The organism is Candidatus Poribacteria bacterium (assembly GCA_009839745.1).
Taxonomy (GTDB): domain Bacteria; phylum Poribacteria; class WGA-4E; order WGA-4E; family WGA-3G; genus WGA-3G.
Genome location: VXPE01000103.1, coordinates 17216 through 40459 on the forward strand (window position 1 = coordinate 17216; position 23244 = coordinate 40459).

22 protein-coding genes, 1 tRNA gene and 1 other RNA gene are annotated in these 23244 nt (G+C 45.8%); 10 read left to right on the plus strand and 14 right to left on the minus strand.

Annotated features, from left to right (window positions below):
• Positions 1-11: 11 nt before the first annotated feature.
• Both F4X88_15645 and F4X88_15650 read left to right on the plus strand, forming a co-directional pair.
• Entirely contained in the window at positions 12-992 is a 981-nt protein-coding gene (locus tag F4X88_15645) for a DUF4340 domain-containing protein (protein MYA57720.1), read from the plus strand.
• Positions 989-1726, plus strand: coding sequence for a DUF541 domain-containing protein (locus F4X88_15650; GenBank protein MYA57721.1), 738 nt, complete (start codon positions 989-991; stop codon positions 1724-1726). The genes F4X88_15645 and F4X88_15650 overlap by 4 nt, the downstream gene beginning before the upstream one ends.
• Positions 1727-1973: 247 nt before the next feature.
• Here the strand turns inward: F4X88_15650 and F4X88_15655 are convergent, their stop codons facing one another.
• The 8 genes from F4X88_15655 to smpB form a co-directional block, all read right to left on the minus strand.
• Positions 1974-2336, minus strand: coding sequence for a hypothetical protein (locus tag F4X88_15655; GenBank protein ID MYA57722.1), 363 nt, complete (start codon positions 2334-2336; stop codon positions 1974-1976).
• A complete protein-coding gene (locus tag F4X88_15660; protein ID MYA57723.1) occupies positions 2337-3254 on the minus strand; it encodes a site-specific DNA-methyltransferase in 918 nt (305 codons plus the stop codon).
• Between the two features lie 262 nt (positions 3255-3516).
• A complete protein-coding gene (locus F4X88_15665; GenBank protein MYA57724.1) occupies positions 3517-4026 on the minus strand; it encodes a bifunctional nuclease family protein in 510 nt (169 codons plus the stop codon).
• Positions 4027-4119: 93 nt separating this feature from the next.
• Complete coding sequence (locus F4X88_15670) at positions 4120-5961, minus strand: hypothetical protein (protein ID MYA57725.1); 1842 nt, start codon at positions 5959-5961, stop codon at positions 4120-4122.
• Between the two features lie 108 nt (positions 5962-6069).
• Complete coding sequence (locus F4X88_15675; protein MYA57726.1) at positions 6070-6741, minus strand: DUF1449 family protein; 672 nt, start codon at positions 6739-6741, stop codon at positions 6070-6072.
• Positions 6742-6752: 11 nt separating this feature from the next.
• Positions 6753-7136, minus strand: a complete 384-nt coding sequence (locus F4X88_15680; GenBank protein ID MYA57727.1) for a hypothetical protein — start codon at positions 7134-7136, stop codon at positions 6753-6755.
• 49 nt (positions 7137-7185) lie between these two features.
• Positions 7186-7540: a transfer-messenger RNA gene (ssrA, locus tag F4X88_15685) on the minus strand.
• Between the two features lie 41 nt (positions 7541-7581).
• Positions 7582-8043 (minus strand): SsrA-binding protein SmpB, encoded by a 462-nt coding sequence (gene smpB, locus F4X88_15690; protein MYA57728.1) that lies wholly within the window; start codon positions 8041-8043, stop codon positions 7582-7584.
• A 212-nt stretch (positions 8044-8255) separates the two neighbouring features.
• On the opposite strand from smpB, the gene hflX reads away from it, so the two are divergent.
• The 3 genes from hflX to F4X88_15705 are packed head-to-tail and all read left to right on the plus strand — an operon-like array spanning position 8256 to position 10617.
• Positions 8256-9575, plus strand: a complete 1320-nt coding sequence (gene hflX / locus F4X88_15695) for a GTPase HflX (protein ID MYA57729.1) — start codon at positions 8256-8258, stop codon at positions 9573-9575.
• A 2-nt stretch (positions 9576-9577) separates the two neighbouring features.
• Positions 9578-9829, plus strand: coding sequence for a hypothetical protein (locus F4X88_15700; GenBank protein ID MYA57730.1), 252 nt, complete (start codon positions 9578-9580; stop codon positions 9827-9829).
• The gene (locus tag F4X88_15705) at positions 9826-10617 is read left to right on the plus strand and encodes a sugar phosphate isomerase/epimerase (GenBank protein ID MYA57731.1); all 792 of its coding nucleotides are present in this window, start codon (positions 9826-9828) and stop codon (positions 10615-10617) included. Before F4X88_15700 ends, F4X88_15705 begins: the two co-directional genes overlap by 4 nt.
• A 43-nt stretch (positions 10618-10660) precedes the next feature.
• Here the strand turns inward: F4X88_15705 and F4X88_15710 are convergent.
• A tRNA-Leu gene (locus F4X88_15710) sits at positions 10661-10745 on the minus strand.
• 76 nt (positions 10746-10821) lie between these two features.
• Here F4X88_15710 and F4X88_15715 point away from each other — a divergent pair.
• Positions 10822-11673 carry a hypothetical protein gene (locus tag F4X88_15715; GenBank protein MYA57732.1) on the plus strand — a complete coding sequence of 284 codons (852 nt, stop codon included), beginning with the start codon at positions 10822-10824 and terminating at the stop codon, positions 11671-11673.
• On the opposite strand, the gene F4X88_15720 is transcribed toward F4X88_15715, so the two are convergent.
• The 4 genes from F4X88_15720 to F4X88_15735 form a co-directional block, all read right to left on the minus strand.
• Positions 11561-12784: a M24 family metallopeptidase gene (locus F4X88_15720; protein ID MYA57733.1), complete on the minus strand. Its 1224-nt coding sequence runs from the start codon at positions 12782-12784 to the stop codon at positions 11561-11563. The genes F4X88_15715 and F4X88_15720 overlap by 113 nt on opposite strands.
• A gap of 5 nt (positions 12785-12789) precedes the next feature.
• The gene (locus tag F4X88_15725) at positions 12790-12996 is read right to left on the minus strand and encodes a hypothetical protein (protein ID MYA57734.1); all 207 of its coding nucleotides are present in this window, start codon (positions 12994-12996) and stop codon (positions 12790-12792) included.
• Positions 12997-13368: 372 nt separating this feature from the next.
• A complete protein-coding gene (locus tag F4X88_15730; protein ID MYA57735.1) occupies positions 13369-17433 on the minus strand; it encodes an NACHT domain-containing protein in 4065 nt (1354 codons plus the stop codon).
• Complete coding sequence (locus tag F4X88_15735) at positions 17423-18625, minus strand: hypothetical protein (GenBank protein MYA57736.1); 1203 nt, start codon at positions 18623-18625, stop codon at positions 17423-17425. Before F4X88_15735 ends, F4X88_15730 begins: the two co-directional genes overlap by 11 nt.
• Positions 18626-18922: 297 nt before the next feature.
• Between F4X88_15735 and F4X88_15740 the strand changes: the two genes are divergently transcribed.
• The 4 genes from F4X88_15740 to F4X88_15755 all read left to right on the plus strand — a co-directional run bounded on the left by F4X88_15740 (position 18923) and on the right by F4X88_15755 (position 22860).
• On the plus strand, positions 18923-20668 hold the full coding sequence (locus F4X88_15740; GenBank protein MYA57737.1) for an SAM-dependent DNA methyltransferase: 1746 nt from the start codon (positions 18923-18925) through the stop codon (positions 20666-20668).
• Positions 20669-20734: 66 nt separating this feature from the next.
• A complete protein-coding gene (locus F4X88_15745) occupies positions 20735-21133 on the plus strand; it encodes a hypothetical protein (GenBank protein ID MYA57738.1) in 399 nt (132 codons plus the stop codon).
• A gap of 675 nt (positions 21134-21808) precedes the next feature.
• Positions 21809-22333, plus strand: a complete 525-nt coding sequence (locus F4X88_15750; GenBank protein ID MYA57739.1) for a DUF4268 domain-containing protein — start codon at positions 21809-21811, stop codon at positions 22331-22333.
• Positions 22334-22443: 110 nt separating this feature from the next.
• On the plus strand, positions 22444-22860 hold the full coding sequence (locus tag F4X88_15755) for a hypothetical protein (protein ID MYA57740.1): 417 nt from the start codon (positions 22444-22446) through the stop codon (positions 22858-22860).
• Positions 22861-22863: 3 nt separating this feature from the next.
• On the opposite strand, the gene F4X88_15760 is transcribed toward F4X88_15755, so the two are convergent.
• Positions 22864-23244, minus strand: a 381-nt coding sequence (locus F4X88_15760) for a transposase (protein ID MYA57741.1), incomplete at its 5' end; no start/stop codon positions are given.

Here is a 23244-nt window from a genome sequence, read left to right on the forward strand (position 1 = left end):
TAAATTAAAAAATGAAGACAAAGCAACTCTTTATTTTAGGTGCTATTTTTGTCGTTTTGGCAAGCGTTGTCCTGCTTTTCGAGAACCCCTTTGGGCAGAGCGAATATGAGAAAAAAGTTGAGACAGCGATGCCCCTGTTTCCCAATTTCAATGAGGAACAGGTTGTGAAAATAGAAATCACCGCGACCGGCGAAACCACAACACTTTCAAAACAGAGTGGCAATTGGGTAGTCGCTTCCATGGATAACTATCCTGCGGATAGCGAAGGGGTAACGGAATTACTCGCCAAGGTAGCAGAATTTAAAAATACACAACGCGTCTCCAATAACCCAGAAAAGCAGTCAGAATTTGAGGTAGATAACACGGGTGTCGAAGCAAAATTGATGGATACGAGCGATAAGGTATTGGCGCATCTGTTTGTGGGGAAAACGACCCCGGGGTTCCTGAGCAGTTACGTCCGTCCTGCCGATGCCAACGAGGTCTACGTAGCACAAGGCTATCTCCAATCTGTCTTTGACAAAGGCACACGGACTTGGAAAGATCGGACTATCTTCAATTTTAACAAAGGGATTGTTACACAGTTGAACATCGTTTCACCGGAGGAGACCGTCGAACTGCGTCTCGATGTAGAGGGGGCATGGCAGATGCTCAAGCCTGTAGCCGCTGCTGCGAAAGCAACGGAAATTGACACACTTCTAACAACTTTCAGCGGGTTGGACACAGACGATTTCGCTGCAGCGACGGACGCCCTTGCAGCATACGGTTTGGACACACCACAATCCACTATTTCCGCTGTGCTTAACGATGGCACAATGGCAACCCTACACATTGGGAAAGAGGAAGAGGGTAAACTTTACGTCAAACGCGACGACACGGAGACTGTCTTCAGGCTCTTCAAGGCGAATGTGGATCAGTTAATAAAGAAATCCGAAACGCTCAAAGCTGAAGAAGCCGCTACAGAAGTTGAGACCGAACAGGGGGGTTTACCATGAAGAGATTAGAATTTCTATTTTTGGGAGTAATTACGCTGCTCGCCATAACGCTCACCGGGTGCGAGCCACAAATTTTAGGAACTTTACTACAATCGCAGGAGAGTAGGAAAATCCACGTGACGGGGAATGGTTCAGTTGTTGGTGAACCCGATATAGCAACACTAAATTTAGGCGTATCCGTTGAGAAAAAGACGGTTGCAGAAGCCCGCGAGGCAGCTGCTGTCGCAATGACAGCGGTCCTAGACGCACTGAAAGCCCGCGGCATCGCTGAAAACGATATTCAAACCGAAAGATTTAGCATCTATCCGCAGTATGACTATACGGAGAATGGACGGGTCCTTCGTGGATACAGTGTGAACAACACCGTCAGTGCGAAAGTCCGAGCGTTAGAGACTCTCAGTGGCGTCATTGATGCTGCTGCCGAAGCGGGGGGTGACATTGTTGTTGTAAACTCCGTACAATTTATGATTGAAGACACCACACCCTTGCAGACACAAGCGCGTGGCTTAGCAGTAGAAGATGCAGCGGCAAAAGCGCAAACCTTAGCAGACGCGAGCGGTGTTACGCTCGGAAAACCCATCACGATCACCGAGACCTCGCACGCTGCAAGCCCCCCAATCGCCTTTGCGAGGGAAGCGGCGTTCGCCGAGGAGAGTGCGCTGAGTTCAACCCCTATTGAAGCCGGTGAACTCACCGTCACTGTGAATGTCACGATAGTCTACGAGATTGAGTAGGGAGTTTAAATTGGTAGGTGGGTCTGAAACACAAGGAATTTTCCATTAAAATGGTGTTGGAGAACAAAAATTTCCATCTGTGAAAATAACTCTCCACATTCCATTTCCTGAAAGGCTATTTTCATTTTGTCATGCTGTTGGTTCTGCTCGGTGTCACCATGACATGGAACGGCAAAGTTCAATGTATTGTCCCCAATTTGGGGATACTGATTCGGGTTCAAAATATTTGCGCCTGCCTTAACCTCGGTCATAATGCGGAAACGCATCTTTTTGGTAGGGAGAGTATATTATTCCCTGCTTCTTCCATTTGTGTGCGGGTAGTGTTTTCTATACCTTCCGTTAACTTCTTGACATCCTTTTCACCAGTTGGAATCGTCGAATTAAAAGAGGCAACCGAATAGGTTTTGCTATCTTTGAGCTCAATCAATTCTCCGCCAGTAAACTGAGCATCGCTGTGATCGAGTTTGATGGCTAAATCCGGAAATTTTCCTTTGTTGACACAAGAGAGCATTTGTTGATCAAAGGGAAATTCCTCAAGTTGATTTTTTGAGAGAAATTCCTCTTTTTTCTTGCACAAGTCGGCGAAAAAGTGATAAATAGAGTAAGTCATTTATTGATTTGATTCAAGAAAAGCCATCTGTTTAGCAGTGAGTTCGTCAGAGGATGCGATTTTTCTACTTTGTCCCTGTTCTCCCCAAATTGCTTCTAAATCTGGGGTGCATGCGTAATCCTTGAAAAAGCGTGAGACATCGTCTGATTTTCTCTGTTCGGCAAGTCTGTTTTGAATAAGCGTAACGTTGTGGGAGTCGAGTTCAATACCTACTGATTTTCGTCCCAATTGTTCCGCCACGACCAGCGTTGTCCCTGAACCCGCGAACGGGTCTAGGACGACATCACCGGGATTTGTGGAAGAAAGGATAATCCGAAGAAGAAGTTGAATAGGGGTCTGCTGTTTGTGCAAGCGATTCCCTTCTGCATCTCGCAATGCTTCATCGCCCGCAAAATAACCAGAGGTCAACTCACGAATATCATCCCAGACATCCGTAACAAACATACCGTTTTCTCGGGCGTGCTTGTAATCTGCAGGCAGTGGTGGATCGATGCGTAGACGATGGAAGACACGCGGCGTTTTACCTTTTGTCGCGAATCCTATAATCTGATAGTGCTTACCGAAACGCTTCATCCCCGGCACTGCCGAAGTTTTCTTTTTCCAAATAATCAGATTTTGAAAGGTCCATCCGGTATCTCGTAAGCATTGCAACACGAATTCTGTATTTTTTTCACGTTGCATGAAATAAAGGGCACCACCCTCCGATGTCAATGCATACACCTTTGCACAGATATCGCCCATCCACCCCCAATATTCCTCTGGTGGTAAATTATCATCCCAGGCATTGTAAGTCTTATCCTGATTGAAGGGAGGGTCAAGAAAGGAGAGGTCTATTCTCGGCGCGAAATCTCTCCGATCCAAGGCTGTTGTGCAACTTTCATGAAGCACAATACAGTTTTTTCTGAATGAATTGCTCATAGTGATTCCACGTTTTCGCAGTTAGGATGCGTCTGAGGGGGAGCTCCACTTTGAATATTCCAGGGCGCGGTCAATTGCTACCAAAAACCTCTTAACTGAAAACCGAAAGGATTTTCGCATGAAGTTTAATAAAATATTTGGGTAATTCTATGTTCCCCAAACCCAGTAGGTGCGGTTTGTAACCGCACCGGGCATTGGTAAAAATTATCCGATTAAATTCTTAATCTGCATCAGAAAATCCGAACCGACGACTGACAACTATTTAGACCGTATACTGTTTTAGCGTGTCGTCATCTAAATTCTCCAAGACATCTTTCGTGTCGGGTTTTTGTCCCTGGTCAAGTTCCTGTTCAGAGAATCCTTGCTCAGCAAGCACCTCTTCAACAACATAGATGGGGGCTTCACAGCGGAGTGCAAGCGCGATTGCATCGCTCGGTCGACAATCCACGTCAATAGCGTTCCCATCGACCTCTAAGGTTATACATGCATAGAAAGTCCGTTCTTCAAAAGCATGTACACACACGGTTGTAACTTTAGCCCCAAGCGTTTCAATCATCGTCTTGAGTAAGTCGTGTGTCATCGGTCGCGGAAGTTGCATTTTCTCGATATGCATCTGGATAGCCGCTGCCTCCGATTCACCGATCCAAATCAGCAATATCCGATTTGAATCTCCCTCTTTCTCCTTCAGGACAACGATTGGTGCTCCAGTGCTCCGATCAATTGAGAGGAAGTTAACCTTAACCTCAACACGTGCTTGTTTCTCTTTTTCCATCTGTGCATCCTTTCATATTGGCTATCAGCCGTCAGCTTTCGGCTTTCAGAAAGAGACCTCTTTCCTGACTGCTGACTGCCGACGACTATTCTGCTATTCTTCTGAATCCGATTGGGCATTGACTGCCACGTTGGAAGCATAATCGCGAATGGTCTGTGCAATTCTCTCAGTATCTAAACCGCTGAAACCAACGATTTCTTTCAGCAGAGGCACTGCCGCACCAGCATTCACAATGGAACTGAGGATCCGGTTCATGCCATTGCTGCCATTACCATTACCGCCGCCCCCGAGGTCAAGCACACGGATGCTTTCAATACGCTCCGCCGGCTTCATCAGTTCAGTGGTTACTTCAGGTAGGGATTCCACGAGTGCTAATATAGCATCACTAACGAGAACTTTTGAATCTGCCTGATTCTTCGCAGCAATCGATGCCTCTTCGCCATTGGCTTTTGCCTGCGCTTCAACGAGGAATGCCTCTGCAAGAATTCTTTGCGCCTGCGCTTTGACTTCAGCCGCGTCAAGTTCCGCCTTAGCGGTCTCCACAACAGCATAAACTTCCGCGTCAGTTGCGCGTTCTTTGGCGATGCGTTCTTCGTCCGCCTCCTGTTCCGCACGGATAAGAGCGATTTTACTTTGCCGCTCCGCTTCTTCAACGGCTTCGGCAGTTAAGACACTCGCCTCGGCTTTTGCTTTTTGCGCGCTAACGTCCAGGAGTTCAATCAATGCCGCTTCACGCTGCTTCTCTTTCATTGAGATCTGGATTGCGTTTTCGGCTTCTGCCTCTTTTTCTTCGCGTTCTTTCTCAATAAGGACGATTCTGCTGGAAATACCGGTCTCTTCGACCGCACGCTGCTGCTCAATCTTGGCTTTTTCAACGGTGAGTTCCCGCTGAACCTGTGCTTCCTCGATCAACTGTTCCTGTTGGACACGAGCAATTTCGACTGCCTGCTTTTGTGCAATCTCTGTTTCTTGAACTTGGCGTTCCTGTTCAATCCGCGCAGTATCAAGCCGCTGCTTCTGCAGAATTTCCGTAGACTTTACCACTTCTTCCTGCTTGATTCGTGTTTCCTCGATAGCTTGTTGCTGTTCGAGTTTATGGGATTCAATCTCGCGTTCCTGTTCCGCTTTGTTCGTAGAGATTGCTTTCCGCTGCTCTTCTTGTGCGAACTCAAGCCGTTTCGCAACTTCTAAGGCTTGTGTCTCCGTTTCCTCTTCGCGTTGTTTGATTTCCAGTTCGGCTTTAAGTCGGTTCTCTTCACGCTTTACTTGGTTTTCATGTTCAATCCGGGCAGTCTCAGTTTGCCGATCTTCAACCTCTTGCTTGATGGTTTGGATCGCAACGACATCAAAACGGTTGTTCGCGTCAAGTGCGTCAAGTGGGGTCTGGTCAAGATTGGTGACAGCGACACTTTCTAACTTAAAACCGTTCTGCTCGAGGTCGTCCCGACAGGCTTCCTGAACCTGATCAGAAAACTGTTGGCGTTTTTCATGCAATTCCTGTAGATCCATAGTTGCCGCGACGCTTCGGAGGACACCCACAAGTTTGCCTTCAAGGAGTTTATTCACTTCGGAGGGCGTTAGCGTTTTATCACCAAGACTCGCGACCGCTTTGAGTACATCCTGTTCGTGTGGTTCAATTTTGACATAGAATTCTGCTTCCAAATCAACCCGTAAACTATCTTTTGTAATGAGCGCGGCTTGTCCCGTTCGTTCAACGGGAAGTTGGAGCGTATTCAGGGAAATCAGTTGGGTCGTGTTCGTCAATGGATTGATAAGGTTACCACCAAAGACGACCCGCTTTTTACGACCGCCAGAGATGACTAATGCCGAATCTGCTGGTGCTTTTTTGTAGAAGGAGCGATAGATTAACAGGAAAATGACCAGTAAGGCAATTACGCTACCGACAATAGTGATGAATAAGTTGGCGTCCAACATGCTTCAATTCTCCTCTGTATGGTGTGTCTTTTGCACCTAACGTAGGGACTTTAGGGTAAATGTCAGTTCAATTAATTAAGCGATGTTGCACAGACGCAAAACGCTATATTATCGCAGATCCATTTCGCTTTTTTTTACATCAAAGATTCGTTTGGTCCCGTCATAATTTATGAGAATGACAGTATCCCCTTTGACAGGCGTGATTCCGTCTGGTTCGACACGGCAACTGACAGTTAATTCCGGTCCGTCCGGAACTTGGACGCGAGCCGTCCCAAAAGTGGTTGTGATCTGCCCACTAATGACGCGCCCACTTAAACCGAGTAGTTGGACATCATTGATGGCTTTTTCGCTCTCTGGGAACAATTTTGAAAGCGCGATAGAGATATACCGAGTTCCCAAGAAACAACAGAAAAACGCAATGATACACGATATCCAAACTCGATGTGGATTCCCAGGGATGTTGAGAAACGCGTTCGCGATGAGCCCAAAAATTCCCCACGTCACAAATAGCGACATCAGAACAATCATCAGAGGGACCCTGCCAACGTTCAGAAACCCAAACACATCCCCAAACGAGGGACCCTGAGAGCCTGTGTCTATATCAGCATCTACATCTGCGTCCGCGTCGATGTCAGCATCCATATCAACATCTGCGTCCACATCCCCGAAATCCATCGCTCCAGTAACGAGTCGAAAGAGTGCCAGGAGGAACACAATCGCTAAAGGGGCTGTAAACCAGACGTTATACGAAACGATGAGATAATTCAGGAATTCTATCATGGCATCCCTTTTTATGCTGTGAGTTGCTCGGCGATGCACGCGTAGGCACATTGTGCTGAACGGACGTTGATATTGTCAATCCAATGAACATTGCGGACAATACTAATTTCAAGTTTTGCTTGGCGAAGGAGCCGATGCTTGAAATCCCGAATGAGTTTGACACCACGAATTTCCGTGAATAATAAATTACATCGAACGTTTGCGTAAGAGACAGTGAAACTCCCTATATAGCGTTCATCTAAGACCAGCACCCGGCGCGAGGTGATGAAGACATAGTCTGGACACAGTAAGTTGGAGCGACCGAGGACGCACAAGCGGATGTGTTCATCTTCACATATATGCGCTTGCACAATCTTTTGAATACGAGGGGGCATGTTCGCAAATTCGGTATCCATGTCATTTGGCAAACAATATGTAATTGGTAAACACGGAATGACGCGGTAGAAATGGAGGTGGCGGGAATCGAACCCGCGTCCGAAGGCAGTTTAATAGAGGCTACTACATGCTTATCACAGGATTTAAGATTCGCCGCTCAGACTCTCCTGTGCAGGATTCATAAGAGGCTATCTCAAAAAGTGTTTCGCGACACACCCCTTTGAGAATGGATGTGTGGCTAGCCCGTATTGCGACGCTTTTGCTTCCCTGACGGGCAGCAGGTCGGCAAAGCGTAGCTACATTAAGCAGCTAATGCTAATTCTTCATCAGCATTTATAAATGTTCCGCCTGTTTAACGAGGCCTGCGGAGACCTCGGCATGCAACCTATATCTCATTTACCTTCGTCGAAACCTTTACACCCCCAGAAGAGTCGTTAACAGTCAGCAAGGTCGCTGAGAGTCAACTCAATTGTATGCCCGAATCTCACTCGCCGTCGCTTCACGCTCAAGTTTATCGCGTTTATCGTAAAGTCGCTTACCCATAGCAACGGCTAACTCCAGTTTCACCTTACCGTTGCTAAAATACGCTCGCGTCGGAACGATCGTCATACCCTTGGAACGGATTGAACGTTCAAGTTTAGTGATCTCTCGCCGATGCAATAAGAGTTTCCGTTTCCGCTTCGGCTCGTGGTTTTCCATATTCCCATGTTCATAAGGACCGATATGGGCATCGATCAGGAACACCTCACCCTCTGTTATCTGTGCGTAACTGTCTGCCAAGTTGAGCCGTCCTGCGCGAATTGATTTCACTTCGGTCCCTTGGAGAACGACACCGGCTTCATACCGATCGCGCAGGTGATAATCATACCGCGCTTTTCGGTTCACAGTGATCATGGGAGTTGTGGAATTTTTGCCATTTTTCATCATGGTTTTTAAGTATAACACAGAATTGACTCCTGTGCAAGGAAAACTTCAAGAATCATTCAGTACCGAAAAATCTGAAGTTTTTTCGCAAAATAGGATTTTAGTGGAAAACAGCACACAAATCTGATAAACTATCCTATTAAGAACCCTGGTGTTGGGAAAACCGCGGCACACTGCCTCGGTATACCCGCAGAACTCAGGAAAGGAGTCTCTTGATGCCAGAACTTTACGATACCCGGGCACCGAATCCGCCCTCACGTGCGATATTGGTAGGGATAAAACTCCGAAATACCTTGATGCACGAGACCGAAGAATCGTTGCAAGAACTCCAGCAACTCACAGAGACTGCTGGTATTGAGGTGGTTGCTACGACAATTCAACCCCGTAATGTGCCAAATCCAACGTATTTCATTGGTGAAGGGAAGGTTGAAGACGAACTCAAGCCCCTCGTTGCAGAGTTAGACGCAGACGCAATTATCTTTGATGAGGAGCTATCACCCGCGCAGAATCGGAATCTTGAACGAGCACTTGAGGTCGCCACGATTGACCGGACAGGACTCATTCTTCAGGTTTTTGCGCAACGCGCACTCACCAAAGAAGCACGCTTACAAGTCGCATTGGCGCAACTCGAATACGCACTCCCACGCCTCACTCGGATGTGGACACACCTCTCACGACTTGCGACAGGTGGCGGCGGGGGTAGACACCTCCGGGGTCCCGGTGAAACGCAGCTTGAAATGGATAGACGCTGGGTTCGTAGGAACATCGCACATGTGAGAAAGGCACTGGATGCCGTTGAAAAACAGCGTCATGTGCAACGGCGAAATCGGTCCGAAAAAATCAAAGTATCTCTCGTGGGATATACCAATGCAGGGAAATCAACCCTATTTAACCGACTGACAGGCGAAACCGTTTTGGCTGAAGACAAGTTGTTCGCAACTTTAGATTCTACCACGCGGAAGTTGGATTTGCCGCAAAAGCAACAAATTCTGTTGAGCGACACCGTCGGATTTATCAAGAAATTACCACACCAGTTAGTTGCTGCATTCAAGGCGACGCTCGAAGAAGTCTTAGAGGCAGATCTTTTGCTACATGTTATTGACATCAGTCATCCAGAAGCAGAGGCACAGATAGCCGCTGTGAACGTAGTCCTTGAAGAATTGAAGGCTACCGACATGCCGATGTTCATGGTTTTCAATAAAATCGATAGGCTCAAAAGTGATGATGAGGGTTTGCACATCTTACAGTGCCAATATCCCGAGGCACTCCCTATCTCCGCGCAACGCGGCGATGGCGTTCCAGCGTTAATAGAGGCTTTGGCACAGCGTTTTGCCGAACGTGGCACGGACATCTCTCTCTCTATTCCTTATACGGAAGGAAAGGCACTCGATTTACTGCATAAGCACGGCATAGTGCTTGATACTGAATACGCAGCGGAAGCCGTTCATGTCAAGGCACGCTTGCCGAATCGCTATCTTAAATCGGTTTCTCAATTTTTGGTTTCTTCCCCAAACTTTAAGAATGAAAGGCATTGACGATGCGATGGCTCGACCAGACGGACATCGGGCACGACTTACAAATCTGTCCAGATTGCGACAGGGAATACGAAGTGCTTGACCAGTTTTTGGGGCATTCGTTGGTGGATCGCTCGGACGACAATTTGATTGATACCGTGTTCAACGACGCGTATTATGTAACTATTCGGTGTCCACAGTGTCTCGAAACTCGGCACCTCTGCATACAATCTCTAACAGCCACGCAATTTTACATCGAAAAGGAGAAGAAATGAAGATAGGCGTCACCCAAATTATCCTCGGCGGTATGTCCTTGGACGATACACTCTCCCTCTGTCAAGATGCCGGTTACGATGCCGTTGAACTCATTTTCGGTGAAGGACAAGACACCGACATCAATATGAGCGATACGGAGTTACGCGGCATCGCTGCCAAGTGTGAGGATGCAGGTATTGAAATCAGTAGTATCACGGCAGGCTACGCCGACCGCGGGAATTTGCTCAGTTTGGATGCCACGCAGCGCGAAAAAGGCGCAGTCTCTCTCGCCCGCGGGTTGGAAGTCGCTGGTGCCCTCGGGGTCGGTGGGATTTTACTGCATCCTGGACAATTGACTGTTGAGGGGACCTACCAGCAAGTCTGGGATAACCTCGTGAGTGTCCTGAAGGCACTCGCACCTTCCGCGGAAACACACCAGGTCGCAATCGGGCTTGAGAACGTCTGGAACAAATTCCTGCTGAGTCCGAAAGAGATGCGCGATATTATAGATGAAATAGACAGCGATTGGGTAGGGACGTATCTCGATACAGCGAATATGATGGCTTATGGTTACCCGGAACATTGGATCCGTGAACTCGCACATCGTATCAAGCGGGTGCACTTCAAGGATTTCTCTCGCGGCGCACACCAGTTTGTCAATCTCTTAGATGGCGATACGGATTGGCAAGCGGTGATGGAGGCGTTCCGTGCTATCGGGTACGATGGCTATGTTATCCACGAAGTCGGTGGCGATAGAGACGCACAGATTGACCTCGCGAAGCGGATGCGTGAGATCGTTGCGATGTAACCGGAACAGAAAAGGCGATGGCTCATGAGAAACCATCGCCGTATGCCGGAGGTCGGACTCGAACCGACATGGACCTAGGGCCCGCGGGATTTTGAGTCCCGTGCGTCTACCAATTTCACCACTCCGGCGATTCTATCAGTGGCAACATATATTATACTATATTCCCGGCGGAAAGTCAAATTTGCGCCAAATCGTCTGAGACTCATGGCGAACGAACAACGAAATCTCCCATCTCAAAGCAGATTCCAACGCTTCTTTTTCAGCGTGCAAGCCTTTCTCAATCAAGTGTTGGAAGGCGGGACATGGCAGGTTTTGTGGAATTGGGTGCTTTGGAAAGTTATACCCAAACGCCGACACATTCTCAAACTGATACGCGAACTCCCACCTCTTGATTCAAATGACTCCTCAGAACTCCGATCCATCCGTGATGAAGTCTTCGCGAAAAGTTGCTTAGACCTACAACACACCGAAGAAGCACAGATCCTTTTGGACATCCTGAAGCATGCACGCCAACCCCTCGGATGTGAACAAATCTTTTTCGCAGCGATCTATCCAGTTTTGGTGAAACGCGATATGGAAGCCATCCCGATTCTGACCGAAGAAGCACATCGGCTTGATGTAGAGATCGGATACCTCGGACACAATGAGGATTATTTTTTTTGGGTGCTTGAGATTGACGGCGCAAAACCTCTTAACCTTGACACACCCCTCGATCCAAGACTGGAACTGCGAGACGATAAACGCTACGTCGTCTATCCGATCGGTAGCACAGGACTTGTTGATACCGACTATGCCGAGTACGCCAGACAGTGGCTCCTCGACTCGCCGCGTTTATCAATGGCACTTCCGTTGCTCGCTGCGGCGTATGCCGACCAGTGGATCCTTAACGCACGCGTCTACCTTTCACACATTCTCGCAGATTTGAAAAAGCGGAATTATCAGGTTACAGCAATGGCAATACCCGATTTTGAACGGGCGCGGTTGTCACTTTTACGCCGTCTCTCCCTGGACCGGCTAAGAAAACGTCAATTTCTGTCCGAACGCCGAAATCGGTAAGGTAGATGCCCGGCTCAATCGAGAAACAGATCCCAGAAATCAAGGCGCGGGCATCGCGCGTCTCTAAGTTATCTAAATTCACACCGTTCCCGTGGATAACCGTGCCGATGTTGTGTCCCGTGCGGTGAATAAAGAATTCACCGTATCCTTTTTCGGTGATATACCCTCGGACGCAATCGTCCACTTCGTAACCGTGAATCCGTTCATCGGCATCCCATTTCTCACGGATGAACCGCACGGCTCTATCCCGTGCCTCCTTGACAATATCGAAGATTTCAACATATCTCGCCGGAACCGTTGTATCCGCATACGCCACCCATGTTGTATCTGCGAAGACTGCATCCGGATCTTTCTGTTTTGCCCATAAATCGATTAAGATAAAGTCGCCGATTTTAATCTCTTGGGTGTCTGTTGAAGTCGGGGCATAATGCGGATCGCTGCTCTTGGCGTTCGCAGCCACGATCGGTGGGTAATCCGTAACCAAACCCATCTCATCGAATTGTCCGAGAATCACTTGTTGAACGTCATATTCCGTAATTGTTTTTCCGTCACGCAGTTGTGAACCGATCCATTTAAAGGCATAGTCTTTCGCCTGTAGCACGAGGTGTGCGGACATCTGATGCCCGGTTGCCTGTGCCTCACTCAGACGCGCTTCCATCCGCTGTGCGAGTTCCGCGGATGTGTGCACCGCAACGCCCATCGAACGAATCCACTCCAAAGTGCCGGCATCTACCCGTGAAACATAAGGGATTTCAGCGTTTGGCGAATACTCCATTGCAACGGTTTTGATACCGAAATCTCCGTCTTGCCCCCCTGATAAGGGGGGTTGGGGGGTTGCAAGCAGTGCACGCATCTTTTCGTTAAGTTCTTCCCAACCCGCGTAAAGCGCGACGGTGCCTTGGACACTTGTGAAGTTAGATGTCTCAATCTTATGGACCAGCCACCGCGGTTCACCCTGTGCGGGGATGAGGCAGAACCAGCGACGTGTGATGTGTGCTTCTGCCAAGCCTGCCACGTTCTGTGCAATCGGGTTTATCCCGCGGAAATCGTAGAGGAGCCACGCATCTAATCCTAATGCTGCCAATTCAGCTTGAATCTCTGTTGTTTTCATATCCGTCAAAGTTTTCCTTCTCTTTTTAAGTCAGATCGAATTTCTTGATAGTCCCGAAAATCTGTAGCAGTTTCAACCGCTGAATCCATCTCTAAAATGTCCTCTAAATCCTCAAGGCACTTTATGAGAAAGTGGTATTCTTTCATTGTAAGGACGGCAGCAGTCTTTTCCCCCTTGTCATCAACGATATATTTCGGGTTGATAGTTAGCATGAAGGCTCTCCTACTGTAGATATGTCACGCCCGATCAAGATATAACTTCTAATCTTCTGCCTCGCGCTTTCTCCTCATATACTCGTCATAGTACTTTTTTCGTGTGCTGATGATAGACCAAGTAGCAACACCAACACCCACTATTGCAGCAATTGAACCTATAACGATAAGTACAGCGGTCATTTGAGTGATCCTCAATTAGAATTTCTCTCATAAGTGTTCGGGGTATGAATACCTAAGTGCTAACGGGGCGGAATGTGCATAGAACACCGAACCTACGGCTGCCTTAAAGCCCCAGCGGGGCGAAATGTCTATAGAAAATACAACATCCCTAAACTGTGAGCCCCAGCGGGGCGAAATGTCTGTAGAAACCTACCGAAAAACCTCATCAAGCCGCCAAACGAGTTTAAGCGCGTCCGTCCATCCTATTTTGGCAAAAAGATCTAATAGATTGAGTAGGTCTTCCAAAGCTTCACCGTCGCGCACTTCATGTCGGTAATCAGCAAGTACAAGTTCAACGAATTCGACAACCTCCATAACCGCAAGAGTATCAAGATTATAACCAAACCGTTCACTTGATTTTACAACCTCCGCTGCTAAATGCAAAACCTCTTTGGGATTGCAACCGAGGAAACTCCTTAAAAGTTGCATGAAATAGTGCGCTGTCGGAGCGAACATGATGCCGCTTTCTGGTTTTTGTGCAAAAGTAATGACCTGTTGCATCAAAGGTTTGACTTCATTGTAGTAATTACGGCGTAAGTCGTCGGAAATTTCCTCAACAGTTTCCTCAGACTGCTCTCTTTTATAGGCAACAGCAAAATAAAGACGTGTAATAACTTCATTAATCACGTTGTACGTATCATGTAACTTTTTCACATTTTCTTCAGTGTCATCTTCCTTGACTATACGATATAATCCTTTAATTCTATCAGAAACCAGATCAATCACTTGTCCTAACCATTCAATAGCCCGTTTTGCTCTTCTGCGTCCTTCATCCCTTTCGAGGTGCTTCGGAAGGACGTAATCTCTTACAACCTCAGACACGGCACGACTCAACGGATTAGCGAACCAGATCGGGTCTTTGAAGTATGTATCTTCAATTGTTTTCGATGCCCATGAATTTTGGCGATCAATGATCAACCACATCAACAAAACGATGAACGAATCTGATGGTTCTAATCCTTCTATAGGTGGCGGTGTATGCTCCAATAGTTTCGCCATGACGCGAGTTGTCTTGTCTTCATTCTCTTTCTCCCTTGCGACCACCTGAGTCAATGTATTATAGAGATACTTTTGCACGACGCGATTTTGTTCATCCACTGATCTATTATCCATAATGTGCCAGAATATTTCAGGTGCTTTGTTATAAACTCGGAACAACTCCATTGCCGTTACCATCCGAACGGATGGTACAGGATCACTTGCAAGTCTTTCGATTGCATCCAATATTTCCGGATCAGGTTGGTAAAACACAAACCGGAGTAGCCCGCGAGCTGCTTCATGTCGTGGAAATGGAGAATAACCTGGACCATCGAATTGATCATCGTATTCAGGATTTGGTTTGGGTTCTTCATGTTCTGCCCCTTCTAAAAGCACTTGTCGGCAAAAAGTAAAGAAATCACTCTCAAGATTGTTAGCAATCCGACCGAGAATTGCCACACAATCGGTTAGATTACGCCAGAGTAAATTGATTACCTCCTGATCGGCTTCTGTATCACTTTTTAGTTTAGTGTATACCTCCTGTAACTTCGGTAAAATTAACCTAACAGCTTCCTGAGTCGGTGCATCATTTAGCCAATCTGAACTGAATTTATTGAGAGGTTCGGACAAGCGTTGTAAATCTTGATTTTCAGGTATAGTTGTGTCAACACCTTGTGTTTGAAGCCACTTTTCCTCGGTAACGGGGCCCCACGAGGTGCTAAAACTAACCAATGGTCGATTTTCCTGAATATCGTTTTCACGCACCATCTTTTTTCGGATTTGTCTCGCTTCATCCGTAACCAGCAGATTCTCAGGAATTCGTTCAAGAAGCCGATTTCTTCGATAGACAAGCGCATTGTGTAAATCCTCATCTGTCGCTTCTATCGGAAGTGCCAAGATACTCTCTTCAATCCGACGAAGTTGGTCTGAGCTAAACTCAGACGCAGCAGCCTCTAAAAACTGACCGAGTTCATAACGGGTATCGTTACCTCTCAGGATTGGTTTCGCTATGCACAATTCAAACAAATGCGGCGCGAATATCTTCGGAAATTGTGACGCAGTCCCTAAAAGTCGTTTCCAGAAGAACGCTACTATCACTTCATCACGAAAAATGTTAAGCAGCGAATCAAGATGCGGAAGTGATTTTTCGGATTCCGTCAATTCTGAAATAAACTTAAATAGCGCATCTGCCATTTCAATAGGTTCATCAGAGGAATTTCGCGCATCCCATATATAACTGCCATCTTCGATAAAATAAACGGGTTTTCCACGAAAATTGAAGGGCTCTATTATATCCTCAAGTTTCACACCTTCTTTAAGGTATCGGGCAACATATTCTCCAACAATAAAAACATTTAAACTTCGGATTACCGATTGTGCTGCCGGGAATGGAGTCGCTTGAAGAAAACCAGGAAAATGTTTTATCAACCGATATCGGCACATGCTGTAATCCTGTCTGCGAGTACTTGTCATAGCTAAAACGCCGCTACTCAGACTTGTTTTTGCATCGCTGGATTCATTGTGATGGAATACGGTGTGATAAATTGAGTTGACAAATTCAGGATCATGCTTCCAAATTTTGTCAACATGTTCAGTCAACCATGACAAGAAGGTTATCGGGAAATGATCCTCCTGCGGTAGTTTAAGAATCTTTTCAAGAAGCATTCGAGATTTTTCAGGCTTCGTATGATATGTTTTGGCAACAAGCGGCACCGCCCAATAACCTCCAAGCCGGTCATACCAAGTACTTTTGCCTGCTGTTCTTTTTTCCCATACCCATTCAAGTAAATGTCGTCCAATTCGTCCACAAGCATCTACAATCTCTGAATTTTCGGATTCACCTACTCGTTCAAGAATAGCCGAGGTGAGGTTTGCCAAATCCCAGGCAAAGTCCTCATGCAAGTGCTGCGAAACCTGATCGAAAAAATTGATCCAGAGAGTATCACATTTAATTTTTTGTAGAGTTGGCAGTGCCTGCAGGAGCCGTGTTACTGCTTCGTTTGCGATTTCTCTCTTTTCAGCGTTCCTTAATTCCTCCAAAAGTGGTTTTAATTGGTCAATTTTGTGTGCTTCATTTGCAATAACACTTGTCGGAATCAAACGAGCAACAAGGCGCAAATGTACGGATTGATCACTTGGGAAAATGTGCCAGAAAACTTTCCAAAAACTTGTAGAGTCGTCATAGTACCAGAGGCGTGTAAAAAAATACGTTAGACTCGGGCGTAGAAAGAGTGGACGGGACGCATCCTCAAGAATAAAATTTTCAAGGTGTTGAGGTTTATCATCAATAAGCAGAACGCTAATTGCATAGTCAAAGAGAATATTGTGAGAAAAAGCAATCCGTTGTCTAGAGGAAGATATCTTTGACAGGATTTCATCACTCTGGAGTTTATCCCAAGCATTTTTTTGCACTAGTTTATCAAGGTCTACATCGTCATAAACGTCATCTACTCTAACACTCAATGAACGTTCGTGAACCATCTTGCCTGCGATTTGCCGCAGAAGGTGCTCACTGTTTTCGTTCTCAATTCGTCGTTGCCAAAATAGGTCGAGTAATTGGACTTCAGAACGGATCTGACTGAAATCAGGAACATTCTTTGATGTCTGCATAATCTTTTCCAGCAACCAAAGATTAAAGGGATTTGAGAGAATGTTTTTAAAGTCCTGAGAACCATCATTATAGATAGATTTCGGACATCCAATCTGGTCGAACGCTTGTAGAATCTCATCTTTGTTGAAAGATGGAATTGTGAAATGGCGGCATAAGATGTTTTCACTGTGATAGTGGTTGTCATCAGGATTGCCAAACAGATCTAAGAGTTCTTGTGATTTCTTCGCGTCATAGGTACGGACTGTGACAATGACATTCCAAGATTCCTTGAGCTCACGAACTGCACGTTGAATCAGGCGTAGAAAATTTTTGCGTGTCCCTTCATCTCGAGCGGCATCAAATGCATCAAACAATAAAATTGCTTTCTGATCCGAAATAGGGACGGATTTTAACCTCTCAATCAAATCGCCTTCATAAGACAGCTCACTTTGTAAAGTTTCATCAGTGCCATCCGCGAGTTGGTCAATAGGCAAGAAAAGCACAGGTATTTCGACAGATTCTAAACTGCGAAGGAGTTCTTTTAGTAAGTATGTTTTCCCGATGCCTGGGCTCCCGATAATAATTCCGTTTCCTCGCAAAGCAAAATCTTGCAAGGCATTAAGTAGTTGCTCTCGCTTAATCCTCATCACCCATCCTCCTTATCATACGTCGGCTCGCTCGTTTAATCCAATTCGATATATCACTCGATCCACTTGAAATGGATTTCGATTCTTCACCTTCGGAATGCTCACTGTCGCCTGATAGATCTTGAGTTTCCTCAATAGATCGATTCTCACTTTCACATTGTTTTGCAATATCAGCGAAAAGAGGTTCCAAAAGTTTATGTTTTTTTTCAGGAATTTCGTTTTCGAGCACCTCATAAAATACAGTATCAACGCCATACTTACTTTTGAGCCACTTGGCTTTGTCTTTTGAATCTTTGTTAGTGTCTTCAGTAGAAATGCCCATAACTGCGAAGTGAATAGATTTGTCCCATGCCCACAAATCAGCACTGACGATTTTTAACATCTCGTTAAAATAGGGGTCCTCCATGCTGAAACCCACAAAAACGACCCTACGAGTTGCTAAAACAGCCCATAGTAATTTCCTATGGAATGTCCATCTGTCCTCGTTTCTTTGATCTTCATTAGGTTGCTGATCTTCATTAGGTTGCTCAACGCGTAGCCCATAATTCTTAGCATAGTCGTTGGAACTCAAAATGATACTCTCTCGATCCCTATATACTCCATGTAGGTGGGCAATCCGTTGCGGTATGTGAGGATCATTACTTCGAGCCAATAAGAATTCATGGATGAGCCGAGGTGTATCTCGCCCGATGACCAACGGCATCACATCTATAGGACGAATCTGTTTACCATCTCGTTCTGCCTCAATCTTTTTGCCGAACAATGCTTCTTCGAGAACAGTATCGTAATTTGTGGTTAAAATGCCTCTGAAAGGAAGATCAACAAGTTTTCTGTGGAATTCATCATAGCCTTGGGCATTAGGTCGAAACAGTTCATCAAGCAAGGCATAGTATTTACCTATGTCCTCTGTTTTCTCAATGTGTGTTTTGATGTCTTCAGCGTATTCTAACGGTTTCTCTCCACGCTTTCCTTCGTTTGGCTCAAAACCAGAACCGCATTGGTTGGCTAGCTGTTCTAACTCCTTCAGAAGTCCTTCCCAAAGCACGTAGTTAACACGCGCACTACTTCCGGCTCCAACGATAAGGATAGCCTCTCCTGAAGCCACAAGGTTAATCAACTCACGCTTTCGCACTTCGTTTTCGTCTCGTTCCTCAGGTGTAAAAATTTCGGGTATAATTTCTGGATTGTTCATGTAAAGAGCGAGAATGATAGCACAAACACTTAGCGGGAAATCCTCTGTAAAAACGTAGGTTAGGAGACTGCCAAACTTATGAAATGCTATACAAAATTTCCTTCAATGTTAGTTCTAAAATGACATTGTGAGTGAGACGTGCAGAATCTGCAAACCGCGCGTCACTATAATCAACCTTAACAGAATAATAGCATATTTGACCGAAAGAATCAAGACAAAATGACTTGATTTTCTCTCTCAATCGTGCTATGATTTTAACCGATCCAGAAATGATATTATCTTGTTCACGGGGAACCTATGGCAAATTATCAAGAACTCGCGAATCTGGTGTGGAATGTAGCGGATGATGTGCTCCGCGGACTTTTCAAACCGCATGAATACGGCGACATCACCCTCCCGTTTCTGGTGCTACGCCGATTGGATTGCATCTTGGATGAGGATGGACGAAAAGAGAAAGCCATCAATACCCACAACCAGTTTAAAGACTTGGTACCGGAAGATCAACTCCCACCGATTATTCGGCAAGCGACAGGCAGCGGCTTCTATAACACCTCCCACTACGACCTCTCCCGACTATCAGACGACTCAGACAACATACGCCTCAACTTTGAAAACTACATCGGCGGGTTCAGTCAGGACGTGCGCGACATCATCGAAAACTTCAATCTTGACGGGTTTATTGAAAGATTGGACAGAAACGATCGACTGTTCATCTTCTGCGACAAGTTCACCGAAATCGACCTGCACCCGGATCAAGTGGACAACCATACGATGGGACAGGTCTTTGAGGAACTGCTCCGCCGATTCTCGGAGATGTCCAACGAAACGAGTGGTGAGCACTACACCCCGCGGGATGTCGTGAAGTTATTGGTCTCCTTGCTATTTGCGGAACACCGTGAAGATCTGGGCGGGCAGGGGGTCATCCGCAGTATCTTCGATCCGTGTTGCGGGACAGGTGGGATGTTAACGATTGGCAAGGAATACTTCCGCGAACAGATTAATCCCGATGCCGACATTCGGCTGTTGGGTCAGGAACTCAACGCCCAGACCTACGCCATCTGCAAGTCGGATATGCTCATCACCGGAGAGGACCCGGACAGCATCCGGCTCGGTTCGAGTCTCTCGGAGGACCAATTTCAAGGGCAACGTTTCGATTACATGATAACCAATCCCCCCTTCGGTGTGAGTTGGAAATCCGATGAAGGGGCTGTGAAGGCAGAGGCGCAAACTGCCACCGGCAGGTTTTCAGCGGGGACACCGCGTATTTCTGATGGAGCGTTGCTGTTCTTGCAACACATGCTCTCCAAGATGGAGGACCGAGGGAGTCGGGTCGAGATCGTCTTTAACGGGTCCCCGCTCTTCACGGGGGATGCCGGCAGCGGTGAGAGTGAAATCCGACGCTGGATTATTGAAAACGATTGGTTGGAGTGTATTGTCGCCCTGCCTGAAAAGTTGTTTTTCAACACCAGTATTTCCACGTATATCTGGATCCTAACGAACCGCAAATCGGAGGCGCGACAGGGCAAGATCCAGCTCATCAACGCCATTGATTTCCACGACGAGATGAAAAGGAATCTCGGAGACAAGAACGCCCTTATCTCCGATAGCCATATCCGCCACATAATCGAACGCTACACCGACTTTGAAGAGACCGAGCACACCAAAATCTATCCGAACGGTTTTTTCGGTTACACGAAGGTGACGGTTGAGAGACCGCTGATTGAAAATCAGAAGATTTTGGGTCAGGAGACGGAGGTTATCGTTCGCGACAAAAAGGGGAATCCGAAACCGGATACCCAGCTGCGAGACTACGAGCGCGTTCCGCTCACAGAGGACATTGATGCTTACTACCAACGAGAGGTCAAACCGCACCTACCGGATAGTTGGATGGACAGGAAGAAGGATAAGGTCGGCTACGAGATTAACTTCAATCGGTATTTCTACCAGTACACGCCACTGCGCTCGTTGAAGGAAATCACAGACGAATTGTTGGCACTGGAGCGCGAAAGTGAAGGTTTGTTGAATGAGGTGTTGGGATTATGAGGTTCAGATTTTGGAGTTGACACTTGAGTCCAAATATGTTTTACTATTTCCAAAAGGAGACCCCCAATGAAAACTCTCATTTTCTTTTTAATATTTTTTTCGCTGCTTGTGTTGCCAGCACTTGCCGAATTGACGGATGCAGACCTTGACAAAATCCGCTTGATTGTCAATGCGTCTGTCAATGCGTCCGAGAAGCGGATCAAACAAGACCTCAAAGCAGAAATTGACAGCACCGAGAAAAACATAAAAGAGTATATTGACCTCAAAATAGACAGCGTAGAAAAACGGTTGTCAACCTACAACTGGGTGATTTACGTTTTCATGCCGCTTATTGTCGCTGCTATTGGTGTACCTACCGCTATCATGGCATGGCGAAGTGTAAAAGATCGCTCCCTTGAAAGACAGGTGGAGGCACTTGCACAAGAAATCGAAACGCTGAAGCAACGGCATATCGTCAGTCCTTGATCTCTCTACCAGCAGAGAATATTGAATATGGAAATGAAGTATGAAAAACTAATGATGGGAGTTTAGGGCTCAGCATTCAGTGAGCAATTGAATCTTAGCCATTGTCTTACCTCCTTTCAGGGCTGCATTGTATAGGTGCAGTCCTGTATTTGAAGTGGTTAATTAACTTGGCAACACGTAGAAAATGTGGTATAATCCCTTAAGATTAACGTGAGTTTGATAATTAATTTCTGATTTTTTTGAATAAAGAGAACCCCTTTGGTATAATGAACGTGAGTTTGAAAATAAATCTGTAGGTCGGGTAGAGCGGTAAAGACGGACGAAAACCTTCGAAATTCGGACAAATCTGCGGTTTTCGAGGGCCTTCTTGGGGGCAGAAACCATAGCGAAACCCGACATGTCACTTTTATCAAACTGGCGTTAATTTTAACAAAGCGGTAAATTAAATCGTTATGGCGGGTGATAATTAGAGAACACCTATAATACAACAAAAAAGGAGTACAATAATGTCAAAAGTAAAAGACGATACACAAAACACTGATACAAAGTTGGAATGAAGTAAAAAGAAATTCCCTAAAGGTGCTTTTGTAAAATTTGAACCATGGATGAATGATATATTACGAAAAGAAGGTTTTTCTGGTAATAAGATAAAATCAAATCGATGGTTTGTTTTCGATGTTTATGAATAGGGACAAAACAATAACAACATACCCGCAGAGATCGTCAAAATCTCATAACCAAAACATAAGGAGAAAAAAAATGAATTTACCTTCCGGTCAAAAACAGAATCAAAGGTATTGGGCTGCATTTTTTCAAAAATTACCCTCTGATAAATTAGGTCTGAAAACACCAAGCGTCTATGATTCCCACTATAGAGACTTTCACATGGGAATAAAAGGATGCTATATCAGAGCAAGTCAACGCGTCACGCCTCAAACAATCCATGCTGCTTTTGTCATGAAAGGATCTGCACAAGACTACCTTCATTCACTGAAAGAACAACAGGTAGTGATTGAAAAGGAGCTGGGTGAAAAACTTTATTGGTATGAGGGGATAAAGGGTGAAACGCAAGGACAGATAAAATTAAAATACTGCGATGTTACCGATGAAACAGACTGGTCCGATCAACATCAATGGTTCGTTAGAAAGTTTGAAAAATTAGTTGAAGTTTTCCGACCACGTATTGAGAGACAAAATTAGAAAATGTACCGCCATCGGAAATTTAGACCCTCTCTGTTTAAAGCGGCGGAAGTTCACATCCTGGGGAACCACTGCAGGGTGCCACAGCAATACAGAAAAGGAGAAAACACATGTTTCTTTCAAGAAGTATCGTAGCTCTTCTAACGATAGTTGTGTTTTCATTATCCGCGGTCGCTGCAGATTTTGAGTTTGAATGGATCACAAACGAAACACATCAAGGTCAAGAAACAGCGACACCTGTCGAACCGATCAAGGTCAACATATTAGGCAAAGAAGTCGAAGTTTTCCACGACAGCTTTGCGTTGAAATTACACGATCTTTACAATGTGTATCTCGATAACTATTCTTGGACGAATGAGTATAGTTACGCTTTGCTAAATGCTTTCGAGCAGATCCCATTACCCTATTCGGACACGCTTGAAAGGTCAATGTGGTATATTATTGATGTAGAACTTGATAACGACCTGTACTGCCTACGGTTTTTTGGACCACTCCCTAAAGGAACTAAAGTTTGGACAATATTATGATATTCAAGCTGCCTTGTCGAAAGGCAGTGGGGGTTCTTGTTGTTGAAAGGTCTGCATATTCTGTGAGTTTGTATTTTCAGTGGAACTCGTAGAAAATCCCAACTCCCTGATTTGTGCCTGTAGGTAAGCGACGCGAAGGCCTTGTGTGAGTTTCTTTGGATGATACCAATGAATGCCAAGAAACTCACAGACGGTCTTGACGTTTATGGGTTTCTCGGTTGGGTGTGGCAGTGAGAAGATGAGTTTCGTCAAAGACGCTGCGATGAAACTCAGTTGCACAAAGCGATTGATACTTTTTCGAGATTTGACGTGATACCCGCTGAATCCGAAGTGCTGTTTTGCGTCTCGAAAAGCGGTTTCAATCAGCCAACGTTGCTGATAGTA